This is a genomic window from Variovorax sp. PAMC26660 (assembly GCF_014302995.1).
Lineage (GTDB): Bacteria > Pseudomonadota > Gammaproteobacteria > Burkholderiales > Burkholderiaceae_C > Variovorax.
This window is the reverse complement of record NZ_CP060295.1, coordinates 3,970,187-3,990,514: the sequence shown is the minus strand read 5'-3', so window position 1 is coordinate 3,990,514 and position 20,328 is coordinate 3,970,187. Positions and strand designations below refer to the sequence as shown.

Here is a 20,328-nt window from a genome sequence, read left to right as displayed (position 1 = left end):
CGCGCGGCGCGTGTAGATTCGGCCGCCATGCTCTTCTGGTTCCAGCCCATCGTTTTCATCGCCGGCACGGCCGCACTGCTGTATGTCTCGCGCGGTCCGTTGCGCCAGCCCGGCTCGCACGGTTTCTATCGCTTCTTCGCCTGGGAATGCATGCTCGTGCTGATCCTCGTGAACCTGCCGGTGTGGCATGTCGATCCGTTCTCGGTGACGCAACTGCTCTCGTGCGTGTTCCTCGCGCTGTCGATCTGGCTGCCGATCCATGCGGTGCGGCTGCTCAAGGCGCAAGGCAAGCCGAGCGACACGCGCAATGACGACCCGGCCCTCTATCGTTTCGAGAAGACGTCCTCGCTCGTGACCAGCGGGGCCTTCCGCTACATCCGCCACCCGATGTACACGGCGCTCATGCTGCTGGCCTGGGGCGCCTTTCTCAAGCAGTTCACCTGGCTCACGCTGGCGCTGGTGCTCGCTGCCACGCTGCTGCTGTTTCTGACGGCGCTGCGCGACGAGAAGGAATGCATCGCGCATTTCGGCGAGGCCTACCGCGCCTACATGCGCGGCACGCGGCGCTTCATTCCGTTTTTGCTGTAGCGCTTGCGGCGGGGGGCGTGTTTATACACGCACCTTGCGGCGCAACCTTGCGGGAAGCTGACCCGCACGATCAGGTTCCATTCACGAGAGCGGCCTAGCATTCGCGCATGCTGCTCGCACGCGTACGCCGTTTTGCTGAAGCGCACTACAGGATGTGGTGCGTGGCGGGCGTATTCCTGATTCTTCTGCAGCCTTTCATTGCGGTTCATTTCCGCTGCGACGGCCTGGAAGACGAACCGATGCTGCGCGTGCGCAGCCTCGGCGACACCACGCAGTTCGAGGCCGACGACCGCGCGGACCATCCGAACGACCACGAGACCACGGTGTTCGCCCAGGCGCCGGCGAGCATCGATCACCCCGACGCCTTGCTGTCCGCGCTGGACGGCTTCATGGCGATGGTGTTCGCGCTGTTGCCGCTGGCCCTGGTGATGACCCGGCTGGTCACGCCGGTCGAGCGCGAAGCGCCTGAGCACGTACCGCCGCATGGCGGGGCTCCGCCTGCCACGCGACCCTGGCGGCGCCTGCCGCCCACCGCTGCCCCGCCCTACGGGATCTGAGAAGCGACGCCACGCGCGCCGCGTTTTCCCGCTGCGTTTCGCCGCGGGCTCTCGTCCTCGTCGAAAGGTCCTGACCGTGACCCATCTTTTCTGGCATGCGCGCAGCAACTGGCGCCGTCGTGCGCCCCTCTTTTTCTTCGCCCCTCTCGCGGGGGTGGCCTCGTGAACGCACTGAATCTCGCCCTCTTTCAATGGATCACCGCCGGCAGCCAGCCCACGCCCTGGGTGCTTGCGGTCGCCAGGAGCTTCGCGCTCTGGGGCAGCTGGCTCTGCGCCGGCCTCATCGTCGTGGCCCTGTGGCGGCACCGCGCTGATCGCGCCTACCTGTGCGTCGTGGCCGCGGTGGCGGGCCTGACCTCGCTGTTGTCGCATGCCATCGCGGTGTCGCTCAACGTGGCCCGGCCCTTCGTGCAGGGGTTGGCACCGGCCTACATCGAGCATGCCAGGAGCGGCTCGCTGCCCAGCACGCACGCGGCCGTCATGTTCATGCTGGCGCTGGCCTTCCTGCTGCGCCCCAACCTGCGCCGGCTCGGCGTGCCGCTGCTGGCATTGGCCGCCGCCACCGGCTGGGCGCGCGTCTACGTGGGCGTGCATTTCCCGCTCGACATCGTCGCCGGCCTGCTGCTCGGGGGCTCGATTGCCTGCGCGCTTGCCGCCGTGACGTGGACCGTTCATCTTTTCGCAATGCGCTCTGGCCATGCTTCCGCCGACGGACACAAGACCAAATCGCTCTGGAGGCCTTCATGATTTCTCCCACCACCGCAAGACATTCGCGCACCGGCGCAGGCCTCGGCGCAATCACCTCCCCAGCCACGGAAACCACGCCGCAAGCCGCCATGCCGGCGACGGCAGACACACAGGCGCGCAGCATCTCGTGCGTGATCCCCTGCTACAACGAAGCCGCCAACCTGCGGCACCTGCTGCCCCTGCTCGAAGACATCCTCTGGGCCACGCGGCTGCGCTGGGAAATCATCGTGGTGGACGACGGCAGCACCGACGACACCGCCGCCGTCGCGCAGGCGTGGTGCGAGCTGTCGGGCTTTCGCTGCATCTCTCTGTCGCGCAATTTCGGCAAGGAAGCCGCGCTCACCGCCGGCCTTGCCGCCGCCAACGGCGATGCGGTGGTGCTGCTCGACGGCGACCTGCAACATACGCCCGAACTCATCCACGCCATGATCGCGCAGTGGGTGGCCGGCGCCGAGGTGGTGTACGCCGTGCGCCAGGAGCGCAGCGACGAGAGCCGCTTCAAGCAGATCGGCAGCAAGCTGTTCTACAAGTTCGTCAATTCCTCCGACCGCTTCGAGGTGCCCAAGGACGCGGGCGACTTCCGCCTGATGGACCGCAAGGTGGTCGATGCATTGATGAGCCTGCCCGAGCGCAGCCGCTTCATGAAGGGCCTGTACGCGTGGGTCGGCTTTCGGGCCGTGGCCTTGCCCTACACGCCCGCGCCGCGCGCCGAAGGCACCACCACGTTCAACGCTCGGCGGCTGCTGAGCCTGGCCATCGACGGGCTCACCGCCTTCACCACCTGGCCGCTGCGCCTGGTCAGCGTGGTGGGCCTGCTGCTCGCGGTGCCGGCCTTCGCCTATGGCGCCTACGTGGCCGTGGACCACCTGCTGTTCGGCAACTCGGTCTCGGGCTGGACCACCATCGTCGTGAGCCTGATGTTCTTCATCGGCATCCAGATGATCTCCACCGGCATCGTGGGCGAGTACATCGCGCGCATCTACGAAGAGGTCAAGGGCCGCCCGCTGTACGTGGTGCGTCGCGAGCACGGCAGCGGGCTCGAGGTCGAAGAGACATGAAGCGGACCGGCAATGGCCGGTGGACGTCGCCGCAGCCCCTGTGGCTCATCGCCGCGATCTTCGCCTGGCTCCTGGTGACGGCCTGGGCGCGCCCGCTGATGGCGCCCGACGAAGGCCGCTATGCCAGCGTCGCGCTGTCGATGCTGCATTCCGGCGACTGGCTGGTGCCCCGGCTCGACGGCCTGCCCTTCTTCCACAAGCCGCCGCTGTTCTACTGGATCGGCGCGGCCGCGATGGCGGTGACGGGGCCGGTGGAATGGGCGGCGCGGCTGCCCTCCATATTGGGCGCGGGCGTGGCGGCTTCGGCACTGTTCCTCTTCCTGCGCCGGTGGTCGACGGTGCGGCAGGCGCTGCTGTCCACCGTGGTGCTCGTGACCACGCCCTTCTTCTTCCTGGGCGCGCAGTTCGCAAACCTCGACATGCTGGTGGCCGGCTGCATCTCGGCCACCGTGCTGCTGGCTGCCGCGGCGGCGCTGGCCCGGGAACGCGCCGAGCCCTGGCGGGCGTTGCTGGCGGGTGCCTACCTGTTCGCCGCGGCCGGGCTGCTGGCCAAGGGGCTGATCGGCGTGGTGCTGCCCGTGGGCGTGCTGCTGATCTGGTGCTTGGTCACGCGCAGAGCGGCCGTGCTGCGGCTGTCGGTCTGGCTGCCCGGCTGGGCCCTCCTGCTGCTGGTGGCCGGCCCGTGGTTCGTGGCGATGCAGATGAAGTACCCGGAGTTCTTCGACTACTTCGTCATCACGCAGCACTTTCGGCGCTTCGCGTCCTCGGGCTTCAACAACCAGCACGGCTTCTGGTTCTACCTGCCGGTGCTGGCGGGCTTCACGCTGCCATGGTTCGCCTGGGTGCTGGTGCCCCGGCGCAAGGACGGGGACGCGCGGCCCCGGCTGTCCGACATCGACTGGCTGATGTGGATCTGGCTCGCGGTGATCGTGGTCTTCTTCTCGCTGCCGCGCTCCAAGCTGGTGGGCTATGTGCTGCCGGCGCTGCCGCCGCTGGCCTACCTGATCGCGCAGCGCGTGCTGGCGGGCCGGTCGATGGAAGCGCTGCTGCCCAGGTTGCGCGCAACGACGCTGGCTTCTGCGGCCGTGTGCGTGGCCTGCGTGGCCGCCATCACGATCTACGAAGCGCCACCCGCCACCCGGCTGCGCTTGCCTGCGGGCCAGGCCGTGGCCGCCGACGACCAGGTGCTGATGCTCGACAGCTACTTCTACGAGATACCGTTCTACTGGAACCTGCGCAAGCCGGTGCTGGTGCTGGACGACTGGAAGGCGGCGGCCACCGACACCCGCGACAACTGGCGCAAGGAAATCGTGGATGCCGGCCGCTTCGAACCCGCGCGCGCCGCCAGCACGCTGGTCGACCGTACGCAGCTCGCCGCCACGCTGTGCGTGCCGCACACCACCTGGCTGGTGGGGCCGAGCAATTCACAGCTCACGAACCCCTGGCTGACTCACGCGCAATTGGTCGCGGCTCACCAGAGCGTCGCGGCATGGCGCTTCGCGGGCAGCGCCACAAGCGACCCGCGCTGCCTGGACGTCGAGACCGCCGCGCCCACGCCTTCATTCCCTCAACCCACACCCCAACCTGCAACTGGAACGAATGGCGACGACTGAGACTTCCGGCCCTTCGGGGCCCGCGACCCGCTACCTGTGCATCTGCGCGGACGATTTCGGAATGAGCACGGGCATCAATGCGGCCGTGCTCGATCTCGCCGCACAGGGGAAGATTTCCGCGACCAGCTGCATGGTGCGCCGCAGCGCCTGGACCGACGGAGCGAAGGCGCTCAAACGCATCGATCCCGCGCGGCTGGACACCGGCCTGCACCTGGACCTCACGCGTCCCGAGACGGCCGACGGCTTCGAGCCCGGCCTGTTCGGGCTGCTCGCGCGGACCTACACGCGCACGGTGTTCACGCCGGCGCTCCATGCGGACATCCGCGACCAGCTCAACCGCTTCGAAGACGCCATGGGCCGGGCGCCCGCGTTCGTCGATGGGCATCGGCACGTGCATCAGTTTCCGGTCGTGCGGGATCTGCTGGTCGAGGAAATCGCGCGGCGCTACCCCGCCTCGCCGCCGTGGGTCCGCTACACCGCGCCCGTCTGGCGCCACGGCCCCGAACGGCTGAAGGCCCAGGTCATCCACGCGCTGGGCGGCGCGCGGCTGGCCGCGCTCGCCCGGAAGCGCGGGATTCCCGTGAGCCGCCGCCTGCTGGGTGTCTACGATTTTTCGGGCGACACGCAGGGCTACGAGGCGCGACTGTCCGAATGGCTCTCCGGATGCCGCACGGGCGACGTGCTGATGTGCCACCCCTCCGCCGGCGCCAACCTGCCGAGCGACCCGCATGGCTCGGCCCGGCTGCGCGAATACACGGCGCTGCAGCGCCTGGCGTTTCCGGTACAGGGGCGGCTGGGCGAGGTCGCGCTGGCACCGTTGTCGCAACTCTTCGGGCGGGGAGAACTGGCTCCCGCATAGCGCCGGCGCGGCGGTAGGTAACATGCGCGCCTCCCCTTCCCCCTGAGCGCCACGCGTCCGAGATCCATGCACTCCCCGAAAAGCGCGGCCTTTCCCTCGGCGGCACAAGCCGCCCTCCTGTTCCTGGCGCTGTTCCTGTGCGAGCTGGTCGTTGGCGCCGCGCTGCGGGACGCCAACGGACTGCTCGGCCTGAACGGCATGCAGATCGGCGTGCTCTCGGCCGTGCTGGGCAACGGCTGCGTGTTCGTGGTGGTGATGCATTTCCAGAAGCTCACCTACCGCGAGCTGTTCCACCGCTCCCCCACCTCCGCCGGGGCCATGCTGATGCTCGTGGTGCCGCCAGTGTTGCTGCTCGTGCCCGCGCTGCTGCTCACCATCACCTCGGCGCTGAACCTGATGATGCGGGTCATGCCGCTCTCGCCCTGGGAAGAGTCGCTGTTCAGCCGCATGGCCGACGGCAGCGTCGCGGCCGTGCTGGCGGTGTGCGTCATGGCGCCGCTGCTGGAAGAAATGCTGTTCCGCGGCATCGTGCTGCGCGGTTTCCTGCAGCGCTATTCGCGGTGGCAGGCCATCTGCATGTCAGCGCTGCTGTTCGGCGCGGCGCACATGAACATCTACCAGTTCGTGGTCGGCTTCGTGATGGGCGTGGTGCTCGCGTGGCTGTACGAGCGCACGCGCTCGCTCATTCCCTGCATCGCCCTGCATGCCACCTACAACACCGCCACCCTGCTGCTGGGCGACTGGCTCAGCGCCGCGTCGCCGCAACGCATGCTGTGGGCCTTGCTGCTGGCAACGCTAGCCGCCGCCTGCGGTGCGCTGGCCTTGCGGCAGATGCTGGTGGTGCCTGCCGCGCGCGGCACCACTCCCTAGCTTTTTCGCCCTCTCTAGCCGCCCACAGGCGGCAGCGGCCGCGCATCGACCGCCTCGCCGTCGACGATGAAGTGCCCGCCCGCCACATGGTGCAGCGTGCGCAGTTCGTCATGGCCGGTGAAATTCCAGCGCCCATCGGCGAACACGCGGGCATCGGCCTGCGCCGCGATCACTTCGCCGAGGAACAGGTCGTAGCGCTGCTGGATCGGTGGCTCGGGCAGCAGCCGGCATTCGAGCCAGGCCACGCAGTCTTCGAGCAGCGGCGCATCGGTCGCCACACCCGCGAAGGTCTGCAGGCCGTAGGCCGCGAACTTGTCATGCCCCGCGCGCTCGACGATCTCGCGGCCCGAGCTGTTGCCCAGTGCTTCGGTCAGGTCGAGCTGCGCGCGCGTCGGCACCTGCAGCGCGAAGCTGCCTGCGCCTTCGAGCAGCACGCGCGTCCAGGTGCTTTTGTCGAGCACCACGGCCACCTTGGGCGGATCGAAGTCCAGCGGCATGGCCCAGGCCGCGGCCATGATGTTGCGCTGGCCGCCGTGCGCGGCACTCACGAGCACGGTGGGGCCGTGGTTCAGCAAGCGGTAGGCCTTGTTCAACGGAACCGGCCGGCGGTGGGAGGCATTCATGCGCGTGGGATGAAAGTTGCTGGGATGGAAGCGCGCCAGCCTACCAAATCGGCTTGGCCGCGTCAGGCCCCGGCTTCCGGCATTGGCAGCCGCCGAACGGCCACCGTCCTGATGCGCTGCGCGTCCACGTCGGTCACGACGAACTCGTACCCGTCGTGCACCCAGGTCGCCTTGACCGGCGGCAGCCCGTCGAAGCGGGCCAGCAGAAAGCCCGCGACCGAGGTGTAGCTGTCGTCCTCGCTCACGAGGCCATGGGTCTGCAGCGCCTGCTCCAGCAGGTGCAGATCGGCACTGCCGGACACGGTCCATGCGTCGGGGGCGGTCTGCAGGATCTCCAGCGTCTCGTCTTCATCGGGGAACTCGCCGGCGATCGCTTCCAGCACGTCGATGGGCGTGACCACGCCGGTCAGCATGCCGTGCTCGTCGTTGACCAGTGCGAGCTGTCCGCGCGCACCGCGCAGCGTGTCGATGAGGCGGATCACGGTGGTGGATTCGGGCACGTAGATCGGCGCGCGCAGGCCGCCGCGCTCGTCGATCTTTCCGTCGCGCAGCAGGTGGCCCAGCAGGTCCTTTGCGCGCGCCACGCCGACCACGTCGTCGAGCGAGCCACGGCACACGGGGAAGATGCCATGCGGCGTGTCGAGCAGCTGCTCGCGCACCGCGTCGGGGTCGTCGTTCAGGTCGACCCACGAGATGTCGGCGCGCGGCGTCATCACCGAGCGCACATTGCGATCGGCCAGCGACAGCACGCCGCTGACCATGTTGCGCTCTTCGACGGCAAAGGCAGGCTGCGCCGCCGATGCCGCACCGGATACGCCGCCCGCCGGCACCGGCTCGCCGGGCGCACGGCCACCCAGCAGCCGGATGATGGATTCGGCCGTGCGGTCGCGCAGGGGCCGGCGCGCCTCGTGCCGCAACGCATTGCGCTTGGCCCACTGGTTCAGCGTCTCGATCATCACGGAGAAGCCGATGGCGCCATACAGGTAGCCCTTGGGGATGTGGAAGCCCAGGCCCTCGGCCACCAGGCTCAGGCCGATCATCAGCAGGAAGCTCAGGCACAGCACCACCACGGTCGGGTGCGCGTTGACGAAGCGCGTGAGCGGCTTCGATGCCCACAGCATGATGCCGATGGAAATGACGACGGCCGCCATCATCACCGGCAGGTGCTCCACCATGCCCACGGCGGTGATCACCGCGTCGAGCGAGAACACGGCGTCGAGCACCACGATCTGCGTGACCACCAGCGCGAAGCCCGCATAGACCGTGGAGCCGCTGGCCGTGTGCGTCACGCCCTCCAGCCGCTCATGCAACTCGGACGTTGCCTTGAACAACAGGAAGAATCCCCCCAGCAGCAGGATCAGGTCTCGGCCCGAGAAGCCCTGGCCGAACACGCTGAACAGCGGCGTGGTCAGCGTGACCAGCCACGAAACGATCGACAGCAACGCCAGTCGCATGAACAGCGCCAGGCTCAGGCCGATGAGCCGCGCCCTGTCGCGCTGGTGCGGTGGCAGCTTCTCCGCGAGGATCGCAATGAAGATCAGGTTGTCGATGCCCAGCACGATCTCCAGGACGACCAGCGTCAGGAGACCGATCCAGGCGGCGGGGTCGGAGAGGAGTTCAATCATGGAAAGCGCGCAAGCAGGTGCGGCCCGGCATGGCGCGAGCCATGTCGGGCGACAGGAAAAAGGCGGGGAGGAAATTCGCTGCGAAGGCGTTGTTGGCAACGCAGCGGTGCAGGCAAAAGCTGGCGCAGGCCAGCGACCTACTGGGAGGCTCTGAAGAGGATTTCACCCCCGCAGTCTATCGAACCCCGTTTTGACGCCCTGGTGCCAAGGGGTTTTCGGCCTCTGCGAATCAACGATAGGCGTCGCACAGCGCGAGGTATTCGTCGCCCGAAATCTGCAGCGCGGTCGCGCGGCGCAGCACACGCGCCTTCGGCTTGGGCAGGTCGGTCTTGATCTGGATCTGCTTGCCGATGGGAATGCCCATGTAGCTCTGGTTGACCCAGATGTTCTCGACGATGTTCTGCCATGGAATCAGCAGGCCGTTCTCGAAAGTCAGGCCCTGGTGGCCCACGACGAACGCGGGCGTCGCAATGTTGCCCAGTTGCCGGATGCACTTGAAGGCCAGCCATGCCGCAAGCAGACCGAACGCCGCCGCAATGAGGATGCCGATGTTCTTGTCCTGCGCGCGAATGCAGAGAACGGCCAGCACGCACGCCACCACCACCCAGAGGATGGCACCGGCGATCAGGCGCGAACGGGAGTAGAAGACCGGACGGTCCTGGCGGGTCTTTTCCTGCTGGCTGGTGGAGCTGTAGATTTCCATTTTCCTGATTCGCTTTTGTGTGTTGGAGTGGTTGAAGGACGGAGAAAAAAAGAAGAGCTCAGGCAGCGGGAAGATGCTGCATGAGGCAAGCCATCAGCACGGGCTCGTTGTCGATCTTCGAGCGATCGATCTTGCGGGCCTTGCCGTTGGCGACGATCACGAGGTGCTCGTCCACGTCCATGCCCTCTTCATCGGACTGCGTGCGGATGGTGTCGATGCTCGACCATGCAATGAGCTGGCCCTTGTGCACCAGGCCCTCGGCGTTCAGGCCGAGCGCGCCGAAGGCCACGGTGTCCCCGGCATGCACGCGGCGGTCGACGTCGTGCCGCAGCACCTCGCTGATGGCCTCTTCCACTTCGGCGACCAGCGCGGGTGCGTTGTCCCACAGGTCCAGCCGCAGCCGCAGCGTCTTGCCGTTGCGCGTGGTGATCAGCACATGGTTGCGGTTGTGGCGATGACGCAGGCGGGCCACGTCCGCGAAGGCGATGGTGTCGGCACCCAGTTGCATGCCGTGCGCGCCGACCGTCAGCACCTTCGGCGTGCGCCACCAAGCGAGGAAGTCGCTGCCCTTCCAGAAGATCAGGTAGATCGCGGCGGGGATCGCCAACACCAGCACGAAGAAGGCGCCCTTGTAGCGAACGAAGTCCGCGGTGATCAGATAAGGAAGGATGTAGATCTTCGCCGGCACCAGCATCATGGCGCAGAAGACATAGATCGCGGCAAGGCCGGCCAGCACACAGTAGAACGCGTAGCGCGGAAAGATTCGGGCGTGACGAATGGGCATGTGAATGGCCCAATGCGTCGACAACGGGCGTGGTGGCGTGAACAAAAAACTGTGCGCGCAACCATACCAGCGCGATGCGTCGCGCGTGAGGCCCGAGGTGTCGTCCGATGCCTCTTTTTGCGAATGAAAAACGTGTATTGAAGAAGCAACTAATTAGGAAGAATTAATTTTTGCGCTTACCTCGGCACAACCGCTGCTTAAGCATTCATGACGCCTGCGCAACAAGCGCGCGATGCGCCGCAATTGCACGACCGCGCATCGGGCCCTGCGTATCGCGGCCCTTGAGCGGACCGAAGCGCGCGTCCTTGGACACGGCCGCGACACAGTCGCGAAGACAGCGATGCGCCGGGTCCACGTCATCGCGCGGATGCCAGGCCTGCAGCACCTGTTCGAGGGGAACGGCCACCGGCAACTTGAATATTTCCAGGCCCAGGCTCGCCGCGATGGTGCGCGCCAGGGGTTCGGGTACGCAGGCCACCAGCGACGAGCGCGCGGCTGCCATCAATGCGCCGTAGGCACTGGGCACAGTCAACGCGATCTGCCGTACGCAGCCTTGTTCCGCGAGAAGGCTGTCGATGGGTTCGACGGACTTGGCGCGCCGGGTGACCGCCACATGCTGCTGGGCCGCCAGGCGCTTGGGCGTGATGCGCGCCTTCAGCAACTCATGCCCTGCCCCGACCACGCCGACGATGCGCTGCTCGTACAGCAGCGCGGTCTGGATCTCCGGACTTTTGTCGAACAGCGCTCCCACATCGAGGTCGATGCGGCCTTCTCGCAGAGCCATCGCATCGCTGTCGCTTTCGGGAATGAAGCGCAGGCGTGCCAGTGGAATATCGCGCCGCAACGCGGCCAGCAAGGTCGCCCCGTAGACGATGCCCATGCCTTCGGGCGCGCGCACCGTGAACTCGCGCGCTACGCGCGCCAGCGGTACGCCGCCGTCGGGCTGCATCAGCAGGCGGGCATCGGCGATCAAGCGACGCACGGGCTCGCGCAGGGCCACCGCGCGCGGCGTCGGCACCAGCTTGCGGCCGGCACGCACGAGGATCGGGTCGCCCAGCGCCTCGCGGATGCGAGCCAGCGTGTGGCTCATGGCCGGCGCGCTCAGGTGCATGCGCTCGGCGGCGGCGCTTACGCTGGCGGTGCTCAGCAATGCGTCGAGTGCTGTCAGTAGGTTCAGGTCCATGGAATTCATCTCGTGCAGGTCATTGCTTTGAACAATGCACTGTACATATCCATCGCGCGGCCCGACACTTCGCGCCCTCTCAACGCCGGAGCCTCTTCAGTGAACCCATCGCATGCCAGCCGCACCGCCCTCGCCACCTCGCTCATGCGGGCCCTTCATTCGCGCAGCGACCCGGCCCCGCTGCTGGACGATCCGTGGGGCGACCGCCTTGTTCCGGAGGCCGCGCGCGCGGCCTTTCGCGAGCGGGCGCTGGCCCAGCGCGATGCTTCGGATACCGTCGCAACGCCCGACCAGATGCTCGATGCGGCACTGCACGCCAACGCCGCGTATCCCGATGTCATCCTGCGCTCGCGCTACACCGAAGACGCACTGAGGAACGCCGTGGCCCGGGGCATCGGCCAGTACGTGATCGTCGGTGCGGGCTTCGACAGCTTCGTCTGCCGCCGCCCCGCGTGGGCCGAAGGCCTGACCATCTACGAAGTCGATCACCCGGCCACACAGCAACTGAAGCGCCAGCGCCTGCGGGACTGCGGCATTGCCGAATCGGCCTCGGTGCATTTCATCGAGGCGGACCTGTCGGTCGAAGACCTCGGCACCGCCCTCGCGCGATCGCCTTTCCAGTCGACGCAACCGAGCTTCTTCTCGTGGCTCGGCGTCACCGTGTACCTCACGCGTCAGTCCAACCTTGCCGCGCTGCATGCGATTGCCTCTTGCGCCCCGGAAAGCAGCGAACTGGTCTTCACCTACATCGACGAAGCGGCCCTGCGCCCCGGCCACCTGAACGCCGAACCGTTCCGCAAGCTGCAGAGCGAGGTATCGGCGGTCGGCGAGGCTTTCCTCTCGGGCTTCGATCCGGCGGGCCTGAAGACGCTGCTTCTGGAGACGGGCTTCGCGCTGAAAGAGGACATGGACGGCCACCAGGCCCTGGCGCGCTACGACGCCACGGGCGTCAATGGCTTCCAGCCCGCGGGAGCCGCGCACGTCGCGCATGCCGTCAGGTTCCGGTCCGCCTGAGGCTGCTAGCGTGCGGGCCACTTGTGGCGCAGCTTGTCGATGGCGATGATGGCTGCCGACGCGCTGCCACCGGTTCCCACAACCACAACAAGAGGCCTTGCCATGACCGCCAAACCGAACCTGATCTCCGTCGCCCTCGACGAACTCCACCCGACCCAGATCACCGTCGGCGGTGCGGAGGTAGCGACCAAGCGCACGCAGTGGAGCCAGCTCAAGCGCAAGGAGCGCGAGCGCACGCTGGCCGCGCACTGGTTTCCGGCCGTGCGTGGGCCGGGTGGGCGCTACTACATCGTCGACCACCATCACCTCGGGCGTGCGCTGCATGAAGAGTCGGTCGACAAGGTGTGGGTGATGCAGCTCGACGATCTTTCCGAGGTCAAGGGCGAGCAGTTCTGGCGGCTCATGGAGTTCCACCGTTGGGCACATCCGTTCGATGAGAAGGGCAAGCGGCGCGAGTTCAGCGCGATCCCCGCCAGCGTGGCGAAGATGCGCGACGACCCGTACCGCGCGCTGGCCGGCTTCGTGCGCAAGGCCGGCGGCTATGCGAAAGATGCGGCGCCGTATGCGGAGTTTCTGTGGGCCGATCATTTCCGCCCGCTGTTGCCCGTGAAGAAGCTCCAGCCTTCGGCCACCGAGCCATTGCCGCAGGCCACCATCGACAAGGCCGTGGCGCTCGCGCGCGCCGCCGCCGCACGCTACCTGCCGGGCTGGACCGGCGTGATCAGCGCCACGCCCGTTGCGGTGATGGCCCCGGCCGACGACCACCACAAGTCCGCACCGTGAACGCCACCCCACGCCGGCCCAGCATCGCCGACCTGGTGGCGGGCGTGTCCATCGCGGGCCTGCTGCTGCCCGAAGCGGTGGCCTATTCGGGCATCGCGGGGCTGCCGCCGCAGGCAGGTGTGATCGCGCTCTTCGCGGGCCTTCTGGTCTACGGCATCTTCGGCAGCAGCCGCTTTGCGATCGTCTCGGCCACCTCGTCGTCGGCTGCGGTGCTGTTCGCGGCCACCACCTCGATTCCCGGCGTCGATACCCCCACGCGCCTGGCGCTGGGCGCGGGCATCGTGCTGCTGGCCGGTGTCTTCTTCGTGATTGCGGGCATCGCCAAGCTCGGCGCGGTGTCGAGCTTGATCGCCAAGCCGGTGCTGCGCGGCTTCGCGCTCGGGCTGGCGCTGACCATCGTGATCAAGCAGTTGCCGAAGGTGCTGGCGGTGCAGCCAGCGCACAGCGACTTCTTCCGGCTCATCGCGGGCCTCGTGTCCGAGTGGCGGCACTGGAACCTGGCCGGCGCAGCGATGGCGCTGGCCGCGCTGGTGCTGCTGCGCGGGCTGGCACGCTGGCGCGCGGTGCCAGCGGCGCTGCTGGTGATCGTGTGCGGCATCGCACTCGACGTGAGCGGGCTGTGCCATGCCTGGGGCGTGGCGGCGGTCGGGCCGATCTCGCTCGACTTCTCGCACCCGGGCGTGCCTTCGCTGGACCGCACGCAATGGCTGGGGCTGGGCGAGCTGGCCTTTGCGATGGCGCTGATCCTCTATGCCGAGTCCTATGGTTCGATCCGCACCTTCGCGATGCGCCACGGCGACAACGTGTCGGCCAACCGCGACCTGCTCGCGCTGGGCGGCGCGAACCTGCTGTCCGCGCTGTTCCAGGGCATGCCGGTGGGCGCGGGCTACTCGGCCACCTCGGCCAACGAATCGGCCGGCGCGCAGAGCCGCGCGGCGGGCATCGTGGCGGGACTGGTGGTGCTGGTGGCCGTGCTCACGCTGCTGCCGTGGATCGCGCACACGCCGGAGCCGCTGCTCGCCGCCATCGTCATCAACGCGGTGAGCCATTCGCTGAACCCTTCGTCGCTGCGGCCGTACTTCCATTGGCGGCGCGACCGGCTGGTGGCATTGGTCGCCGTCGCGGCGGTGCTGCTGCTGGGCGTGCTCGACGGTCTGCTGGCCGCCATCGGCGTGAGCCTGTTGATGCTGCTGCGCGGCTTCTCGCGCACCACCGTGAGCTGGCTCGGCCGGCTAGGCCAGAGCCACGACTATGTCGACACTGGCCGCCACCCCGAGGCCGTGGTGCCGCCCGGCGTGCTCATCGCGCGGCCCGAGGTGCCACTGTTCTTCGGCAATGCGGATGCGGTGTTCGCGTCGATCCGCGCCCGCGTCGATGCCACGCCGGCGCTGCAGCGCATGGTGCTGAGCCTGGAGGAATCGCCGGACCTGGACGCCACCAGCATCGAGGCGATGTGCGACTTTGCCGCCTACGTGCGCGTGCGCGGCGCGCGCCTGTCGCTGGCACGCGTGAAGGACAACGTGCGCGACCTGCTCGCCAAGGTCGATTCGCCCGACCTGAAGGCAGAGGTGTATGCGCCGTGGAGCGTGGACGATGCGGTGGAGGTGTCGCCGCCGAACGCAGGCAACGCCACAGCAGCAGCAGCAGCAGCAGCAGCAGCCGTCAGCGCTGCGCCGCCTGCCGCCTGAACTCGCTCGGGCTGCCGCCCGTGTGCTCGCGGAACACGCGGCTGAAATGCGAGAGGTTGCCGAAGCCGGCGGCCAGCGCGATGTCGGTGATGGAGCGTGTCGCGTTCGCTGGGTCGAGCAGTTCGCGGATGCTGACGGCCAACCGCTGGTGCTGGATGTAGCCGGTCAGCGTTTCGTCGTCACCCGCAAAGGCGCTGTGCAGCAGGCGCTTGCTGCAGCGCAGGGCCTGCGCCATGCTGTCGATCGACAGGGCCGGGTCGTGCAGGTTCTGCGCGACGTGGCGGCGGATGCGGTCTTTCAGCGCTTCGCGTTGGGTCTGCGGTGTTTCCTGCCCCGCGAGTTCCATCAGCGACAAGCGCACCAACTGGATCAGCAACTCGCCCGCGCCACGCGCGGCGGCTTCGCTCATGAAGGGCAGCTCCAGGTAGGTGCTGCGCATGGTCTCCAGCGCCACGCGCGAGATGCCGCTGCCCCCGCCGATGCGGCGCGCCACGAGGTCGTTGAGCGGCAATGCAGGCGTGGCGAGCTGGTCCTTCGGCAGCATCACGATCAGGTGGTCGCTGCGCTCGGGGTTGGCCACGGTGTAGTCGGCGGTGGTGTCGTAGAGCGTCCATCCGCCTGAACGCACCGCTGCTGCGCGGCCACGCTGCGTGACCTCGGCCGAACCCTGCCAGGGCGCGACGATCTTCAGGTAGGGCGCTTCGCTCATGCGTGCCATCTGCGTGGTGCGCAGCACGCGGTGCCGGTTGGCTTCGAGCCGCGTGAGGATCACGTCGCCCGCGTGCGAGGCCGCAAGGTGGCCGTCGAATTCGCTGTCGTCGTACAGGTCGGAGCCCAGGCCGCCGAAATGGCGCCACACCCACTCGCACCACAGCGGCCCGCGCTCCTTCGGCGGGATCTGGTCGGTGGACAGGAGCAGGGAGGCGGTCATGCAGGCAAGGACGGCGAGAACGAAAGATTTCAACACGGAGCCGGGGTGCCGCGCATTGTGAAGCGCCTTCAAGTCCCAAGGGATTTCGGGTTAACCACTAGGCGCGTGCACGCTGCGTCAAGTGCTTTGTGCGCGGCAGGCACAGCACCCGAAGGCCCGCATTTCTACGATTCCGGGCAGCGGGCGCATGTCGACGCCCGGAGGAGACTTCCATGCTTCACCCCAATCGCCGCCACTGGATCAAGGGCACCGCCACTGCGCTCGGCGCGGCCGCCGTCGCGCCGCAACTGTTCGCACAAAACAGTACAGGCGGCCCCGTGCGCATCGGCTACGCCATCGCGCGCACCGGCCCGTGGGCAGCCGGCGCACAGGTGAGCCAGGAACCCAACTACCTGCTGTGGGCCGAGCAGGTCAATGCCGCAGGCGGCCTGTCGGTGAAGGGCGCCAAGCGCCCCATCGAGCTGATCGGCTACGACGACCGCAGCGAGACCGAGACCTGCGTGCGCACCTTTGAAAAACTCATGGGCAGCGACAAGGTCGACCTGGTGCTGCCGCCCTGGGGTTCGGGTGCCAACTTCGCGGTGGCCCCGCTGGCCAACCGCTTCGGCTATCCGCTGCTGGCACCCACGGCCCTGTCGCGCAAGCTGATCGACATGCACCTGCCCTTCTTCTTCTCGTTGCTGCAGCAGCCCGACAAGATGATGGGCGCGCTGGTCGACATGCTGGTGGCGAACAACGTGAAGACCATCACCATCGTCTACATGGACGACCTGTTCGGGCTGGAGAACTTCGCCGCGCTCAACGCCGCGCTGAAGAAGACCAGTATCCAGGTGCTCGACCGCAAGAGCTATCCGCTGGGCGTGAAAGACCTCGCGCCGGTGCTGCGCACCATGAAGGACCTGAATCCCGACGCCTTCATCGGCATCACCTACCCGCCGGACACCATCCTGGCGAGCCGCCAGTCGCGCGAGGTGGGCTTCAACCCCAAGTACTTCTACGCCTCGGTGGGCACCGCCTTCCAGCTCTACAAGAACGTGATGGCGGCCAACACCGAAGGCGTGATCGGCATGGGCTCGTGGAACAGCAAGACCAGCCCCGAGGCCAAGGCGTATTTCGACGCGCACACCAAGAAGTTCGGCAAGGAACCCGACCGCTGGGCCAGCGGCCATGCATGGGCCGGGCTGCAGATTCTTCAGCAGGCGGTGGAGAAGGTGGGCCTGGACCGCAAGGCGCTGCGCGAGCAGATCGCAAAGAACGAGTTCAAGACCATCCTCGGCCCGATCCGTTTCGAGGGCAGCGAGAACGCATCCATTCCCGGTACCGTCGCGCAATGGCAGGGCAGCGACTTCGAAGTGGTCTGGCCGAAAGACCGCGCCACCGCGCAACTGATGCCCAAGCCGGCCTGGAAATAACAGCGTGTCATTCACTGGATGGGCCGAGCTTCTGGCCGGCGGATTGATCACCGGCGGCATCTATGCGCTGGTCGCCATCGGGCTGAACCTGCAGTACGGGCTGATGCGCATCATGAACATCTCGCACGGCGAGTTCCTGATGCTGGGCGCCTTTCTCACGTGGTGGGCGCACACGGCCTTCGGCATCTCGCCGCTGGTCTTCATGCCGGTGGCCTTCGCGGTGCTGATGGTGCTGGGCATGGCGGTGCATTGGCTGTGCTTCCGGCAGGTGGCGGCACGCGCACCCAACGTCGATGTGTTCGAGGCGCGCAGCCTGATGGTGGGCTTCGGCCTGATGTTCCTGGTGCAGAACACCGCGCTGCTGATCTGGGGCGGCGACCTGCGCGGCTACGACTACCTGGCCGAGCCGGTGCAGTTCGGCGAGATGCGCTTCACCGCCAACAAGCTGGTGCTGTTCGGCGTGGCGCTGGCGCTGAGCCTCGGGCTCATCGCGCTGCTCAAGCTCACGCTGCTGGGCAAGGCGGTGCGCGCGCTGATGCAGTCGCCCACCGGCGCGCAGCTCGTGGGCATCAACACCAAGCGGCTGCATCCGCTGATGTTCGGCATCGGCCTGGGCCTGTCGGGCGTGGCCGGCGCGCTGCTGTCGATGACTTACGAAATCTCGCCCTCGATGGGCGAGCCCTACACGGTGACGGCCCTGATCGTCATCACGCTCGGCGGCTTCGGCAGCATCGCGGGCAGCCTCGTCGGCGGCCTGCTGCTGGGTGTGGTGGAAGCGCTGGGCATGTACTACACGAGCCCCTCGCTCAAGATGCTGCTGTCGTATGCCGTGTTCATCGGTGTGCTGATCTGGCGGCCCAACGGACTGTTTTCCCGCAGATGATCTCCCTCTTTCAAAACAAGCCGTGGTGGGTGCTGGCCATCGGCCTCGTGCTGGCGGCCGCCGTGCCGTGGATCGCATCGGAGTTCGTGGCCTCGGTGGCGCTCGGTTGCCTGATGTACATCGCGCTGGCCACGAGCTGGTCGCTGTTCTGCGGTGCCACGCGCTACCTGTCGCTCGCCACCTCTGCCTTCTTCGGGCTCGGCGCCTATGCCAGTGCCACGCTGCTCGACGTGCTGCCGTGGCCGCTGGTCATCCTGTGCGGCGCGGCCATCGCCAGTGTGGTGGCCGCGGTGATGGGTGCGGCGGTGCTGCATTTGCGCGGCACCTACTTCGCGGTGCTGACCTTCGGCATGACGGAGCTGATCCGCCATGCCGTGACCTTCGTCGAGAAGCAGGTGTCGGGCACGGTCGGCCGCGTACTGACCGTGGTGCCGTCGAACGAGGCGGTGTACCTCACGGTGCTGGCGATCGCGGGCGCGGCCATTGCAACGGCGCTGCTGGTCAAGCGCAGCCGCTTCGGGCTGGCGCTGGCCGGCATCGGTGCCGACGAGCAGCGTGCGCAGACGCTCGGTGTCGATACGCGCCGCGTGAAGATCATGGGCTTCGCGCTCACCGCCGCGTTTGCCGGCGCGGTCGGCGCGGCGATGGCGGTGCGTTGGACCTACATCGATCCGCCGGCAGTGTTCAGCCCCTTCATCGGCTTCCAGACCGTGCTGATCGCGATGATCGGCGGCGCTGCCAGCATCGGCGGGCCGGTGGCCGCGGCCATCGTGTTCAGCCTGCTGTCGGAAACGCTGCGGCTGCAACTTCCCTACGGCTACATGATGGTTCTGGGGCTGCTGCTGATCCTGTGCGTGATGTACCTGCCCAACGGCCTCGCGTCGCTGTGGCAGCGCAAGGCGGCGGCGCTGCGGAGGCACGGCCATGAATGAGCGCCCTCTTCTTCTCGAAGCCCGCGAACTCACCGTGCGCTTCGGCGGCCTCACCGCCGTGGACGCGGTCAGCGCGACGCTGCATGCGGGCGAGCTGGTCGGCATCATCGGGCCGAACGGCGCGGGCAAGACGACCTTCTTCAACGCGATCTCTGGCGTGGTCATGCCGACCTCGGGCCGACTGCTGGTGGAAGGCAACGTCGACCTCACGCGGCGCGGCCCGCACCTGTATGCGGCGCACGGCATCGCGCGCACCTTCCAGACGCCACGCGTCATGGCCGACATGACGCTCGAAGACAACGTGCGCTTCGGCATGCAGTTCGCGGGACGCCATCGGGTGCCCATCGCGGGACTGGGCAGCACCGGCGAAATTCTCGACATGCTGGGCCTCGGTGGCCTGGCGAAGAACATCGCCGCCGACGTGACGCCATCGCAGCAACGCCTGCTGGAGATCGGCATGGCGCTGGGCACCCGGCCGCGCGTGCTGCTGCTCGACGAAGTGGCGGCGGGCCTGACCGAAATCGAGGTCGATGCGATGGCGCGGCGCATTCGCCGGCTGCGCGACGAACACGGCCTCACGGTCGTGTGGATCGAGCATGCGGTCGCCACGCTGCTGAAGTACGTCGAACGCGTGCTGGTGCTGCACCAGGGCCGCAAGATCGCCGACGGCACACCCGCCGAAGTCGTGCGCAATGCCGAAGTGGTCGAGGCCTATCTGGGCGACGAGATGGAGGCCACGGCATGAGCACCGCCGCAAGCCAACTGACCGTGCGCGGTCTCTCTGCCGGCTATCACGGCTTTCAAGTGATTCAGGGCATGGACCTCGATGTGTCGCCCGGCATCACCGTCGTACTCGGGCCCAACGGCGCGGGCAAGACCACGCTGCTGAAGGCACTGGCCGGACTGCTGCCGCGCTCGGGCGAGGCGCTGCTCGACGGCGCCGCGCTGCCTTCCGGCGAAGCCACGGCCTGCGTGCGACGCGGCCTGGCGCTGGTGGCCGAAGGCCGCCAGCTTTTTCCGCAGATGACCGTCACCGAGAACCTCGAACTCGGCGGCTGGCTCATTCCCGCGCGGCTGCGCGCCGAACGCCTCGCGCGTGCCTTCGACGACTTTCCGCGCCTGAAGGAACGCGCCACGCAACTGGCCGGCACCATGAGTGGCGGCGAGCAGCAGATGGTGGCGGTGGCGCGCGCCATGATGAGCGGGCCGCGCCTGCTGATGCTCGACGAGCCTTCGCTCGGCCTTGCGCCGCGCATGGTTGACGAGCTGCTCGCCATCGTGCGCCGCATCGCGTCGCAGGGCGTGACCGTGCTGATGGTCGAGCAGAACGTGCGCAAGGCGCTGCAGGCCGCGGACCGTGGCTATGTGCTCGAACGCGGCCGCGTCGTCGCCTCGGGCGAAGCACAGGCCCTGCTGCATTCCGACGTGGTGCGCCAGGCCTACCTGGGCGTCGCCTGATCCATTCATTCATCCAC

The 20,328-nt window shown here is 67.7% G+C and carries 21 protein-coding genes; 15 read left to right on the top strand and 6 right to left on the bottom strand.

Annotated elements, in window-relative coordinates; translation table 11 throughout:
- Positions 1-27: 27 nt before the first annotated feature.
- From H7F35_RS18830 to H7F35_RS18800, 7 genes are all read left to right on the top strand, one after another.
- Positions 28-588 (top strand): methyltransferase family protein, encoded by a 561-nt coding sequence (locus H7F35_RS18830; RefSeq protein WP_187108122.1) that lies wholly within the window; start codon positions 28-30, stop codon positions 586-588.
- Between the two features lie 107 nt (positions 589-695).
- Positions 696-1,145: a hypothetical protein gene (locus tag H7F35_RS18825; protein ID WP_187108121.1), complete on the top strand. Its 450-nt coding sequence runs from the start codon at positions 696-698 to the stop codon at positions 1,143-1,145.
- A 162-nt stretch (positions 1,146-1,307) separates the two neighbouring features.
- Positions 1,308-1,892 carry a phosphatase PAP2 family protein gene (locus H7F35_RS18820; RefSeq protein ID WP_187108120.1) on the top strand — a complete coding sequence of 195 codons (585 nt, stop codon included), beginning with the start codon at positions 1,308-1,310 and terminating at the stop codon, positions 1,890-1,892.
- An 89-nt stretch (positions 1,893-1,981) separates the two neighbouring features.
- A complete protein-coding gene (locus tag H7F35_RS18815) occupies positions 1,982-2,950 on the top strand; it encodes a glycosyltransferase family 2 protein (RefSeq protein WP_410010794.1) in 969 nt (322 codons plus the stop codon).
- Positions 2,947-4,563, top strand: a complete 1,617-nt coding sequence (locus H7F35_RS18810) for an ArnT family glycosyltransferase (RefSeq protein ID WP_187108118.1) — start codon at positions 2,947-2,949, stop codon at positions 4,561-4,563. The genes H7F35_RS18815 and H7F35_RS18810 overlap by 4 nt, the downstream gene beginning before the upstream one ends.
- Before the next feature lie 61 nt (positions 4,564-4,624).
- Complete coding sequence (locus H7F35_RS18805; RefSeq protein WP_261803276.1) at positions 4,625-5,422, top strand: ChbG/HpnK family deacetylase; 798 nt, start codon at positions 4,625-4,627, stop codon at positions 5,420-5,422.
- Between the two features lie 66 nt (positions 5,423-5,488).
- Complete coding sequence (locus H7F35_RS18800; protein WP_187108116.1) at positions 5,489-6,292, top strand: CPBP family intramembrane glutamic endopeptidase; 804 nt, start codon at positions 5,489-5,491, stop codon at positions 6,290-6,292.
- A 14-nt stretch (positions 6,293-6,306) separates the two neighbouring features.
- Here the strand turns inward: H7F35_RS18800 and H7F35_RS18795 are convergent, their stop codons facing one another.
- The 5 genes from H7F35_RS18795 to H7F35_RS18775 form a co-directional block, all read right to left on the bottom strand.
- Entirely contained in the window at positions 6,307-6,915 is a 609-nt protein-coding gene (locus tag H7F35_RS18795; RefSeq protein ID WP_187108115.1) for a flavin reductase family protein, read from the bottom strand.
- A 62-nt stretch (positions 6,916-6,977) separates the two neighbouring features.
- Positions 6,978-8,537, bottom strand: a complete 1,560-nt coding sequence (locus H7F35_RS18790; protein WP_187114337.1) for a TerC family protein — start codon at positions 8,535-8,537, stop codon at positions 6,978-6,980.
- Between the two features lie 232 nt (positions 8,538-8,769).
- Complete coding sequence (locus H7F35_RS18785; protein WP_187108114.1) at positions 8,770-9,243, bottom strand: hypothetical protein; 474 nt, start codon at positions 9,241-9,243, stop codon at positions 8,770-8,772.
- Positions 9,244-9,301: 58 nt separating this feature from the next.
- Positions 9,302-10,027 (bottom strand): hypothetical protein, encoded by a 726-nt coding sequence (locus H7F35_RS18780; RefSeq protein WP_261803275.1) that lies wholly within the window; start codon positions 10,025-10,027, stop codon positions 9,302-9,304.
- A gap of 205 nt (positions 10,028-10,232) precedes the next feature.
- Positions 10,233-11,210 (bottom strand): LysR family transcriptional regulator, encoded by a 978-nt coding sequence (locus H7F35_RS18775; protein WP_187108113.1) that lies wholly within the window; start codon positions 11,208-11,210, stop codon positions 10,233-10,235.
- 99 nt (positions 11,211-11,309) lie between these two features.
- Here H7F35_RS18775 and H7F35_RS18770 point away from each other — a divergent pair, with 99 nt between their 5' ends.
- From H7F35_RS18770 to H7F35_RS18760, 3 genes are all read left to right on the top strand, one after another.
- Entirely contained in the window at positions 11,310-12,224 is a 915-nt protein-coding gene (locus H7F35_RS18770; protein ID WP_187108112.1) for a class I SAM-dependent methyltransferase, read from the top strand.
- A gap of 102 nt (positions 12,225-12,326) precedes the next feature.
- Positions 12,327-13,007, top strand: a complete 681-nt coding sequence (locus H7F35_RS18765; RefSeq protein WP_187108111.1) for a ParB-like protein — start codon at positions 12,327-12,329, stop codon at positions 13,005-13,007.
- Positions 13,004-14,695: a SulP family inorganic anion transporter gene (locus H7F35_RS18760; protein WP_261803274.1), complete on the top strand. Its 1,692-nt coding sequence runs from the start codon at positions 13,004-13,006 to the stop codon at positions 14,693-14,695. The genes H7F35_RS18765 and H7F35_RS18760 overlap by 4 nt, the downstream gene beginning before the upstream one ends.
- Here the strand turns inward: H7F35_RS18760 and H7F35_RS18755 are convergent.
- The gene (locus H7F35_RS18755; RefSeq protein WP_187108110.1) at positions 14,670-15,626 is read right to left on the bottom strand and encodes a helix-turn-helix domain-containing protein; all 957 of its coding nucleotides are present in this window, start codon (positions 15,624-15,626) and stop codon (positions 14,670-14,672) included. The two genes, H7F35_RS18760 and H7F35_RS18755, sit on opposite strands and share 26 nt — an antisense overlap.
- A 212-nt stretch (positions 15,627-15,838) precedes the next feature.
- Here H7F35_RS18755 and H7F35_RS18750 point away from each other — a divergent pair, with 212 nt between their 5' ends.
- From H7F35_RS18750 to H7F35_RS18730, 5 genes are read left to right on the top strand one after another with little or no spacing between them, the layout of a single operon-like run.
- The gene (locus H7F35_RS18750) at positions 15,839-17,038 is read left to right on the top strand and encodes an amino acid ABC transporter substrate-binding protein (protein WP_187108109.1); all 1,200 of its coding nucleotides are present in this window, start codon (positions 15,839-15,841) and stop codon (positions 17,036-17,038) included.
- 4 nt (positions 17,039-17,042) lie between these two features.
- A complete protein-coding gene (locus H7F35_RS18745; protein ID WP_187108108.1) occupies positions 17,043-17,921 on the top strand; it encodes a branched-chain amino acid ABC transporter permease in 879 nt (292 codons plus the stop codon).
- Positions 17,918-18,853, top strand: a complete 936-nt coding sequence (locus tag H7F35_RS18740) for a branched-chain amino acid ABC transporter permease (protein WP_187108107.1) — start codon at positions 17,918-17,920, stop codon at positions 18,851-18,853. Before H7F35_RS18745 ends, H7F35_RS18740 begins: the two co-directional genes overlap by 4 nt.
- The gene (locus H7F35_RS18735) at positions 18,846-19,598 is read left to right on the top strand and encodes an ABC transporter ATP-binding protein (RefSeq protein ID WP_187108106.1); all 753 of its coding nucleotides are present in this window, start codon (positions 18,846-18,848) and stop codon (positions 19,596-19,598) included. The genes H7F35_RS18740 and H7F35_RS18735 overlap by 8 nt, the downstream gene beginning before the upstream one ends.
- Entirely contained in the window at positions 19,595-20,311 is a 717-nt protein-coding gene (locus H7F35_RS18730; protein WP_187108105.1) for an ABC transporter ATP-binding protein, read from the top strand. Before H7F35_RS18735 ends, H7F35_RS18730 begins: the two co-directional genes overlap by 4 nt.
- Positions 20,312-20,328 lie beyond the last annotated feature (17 nt).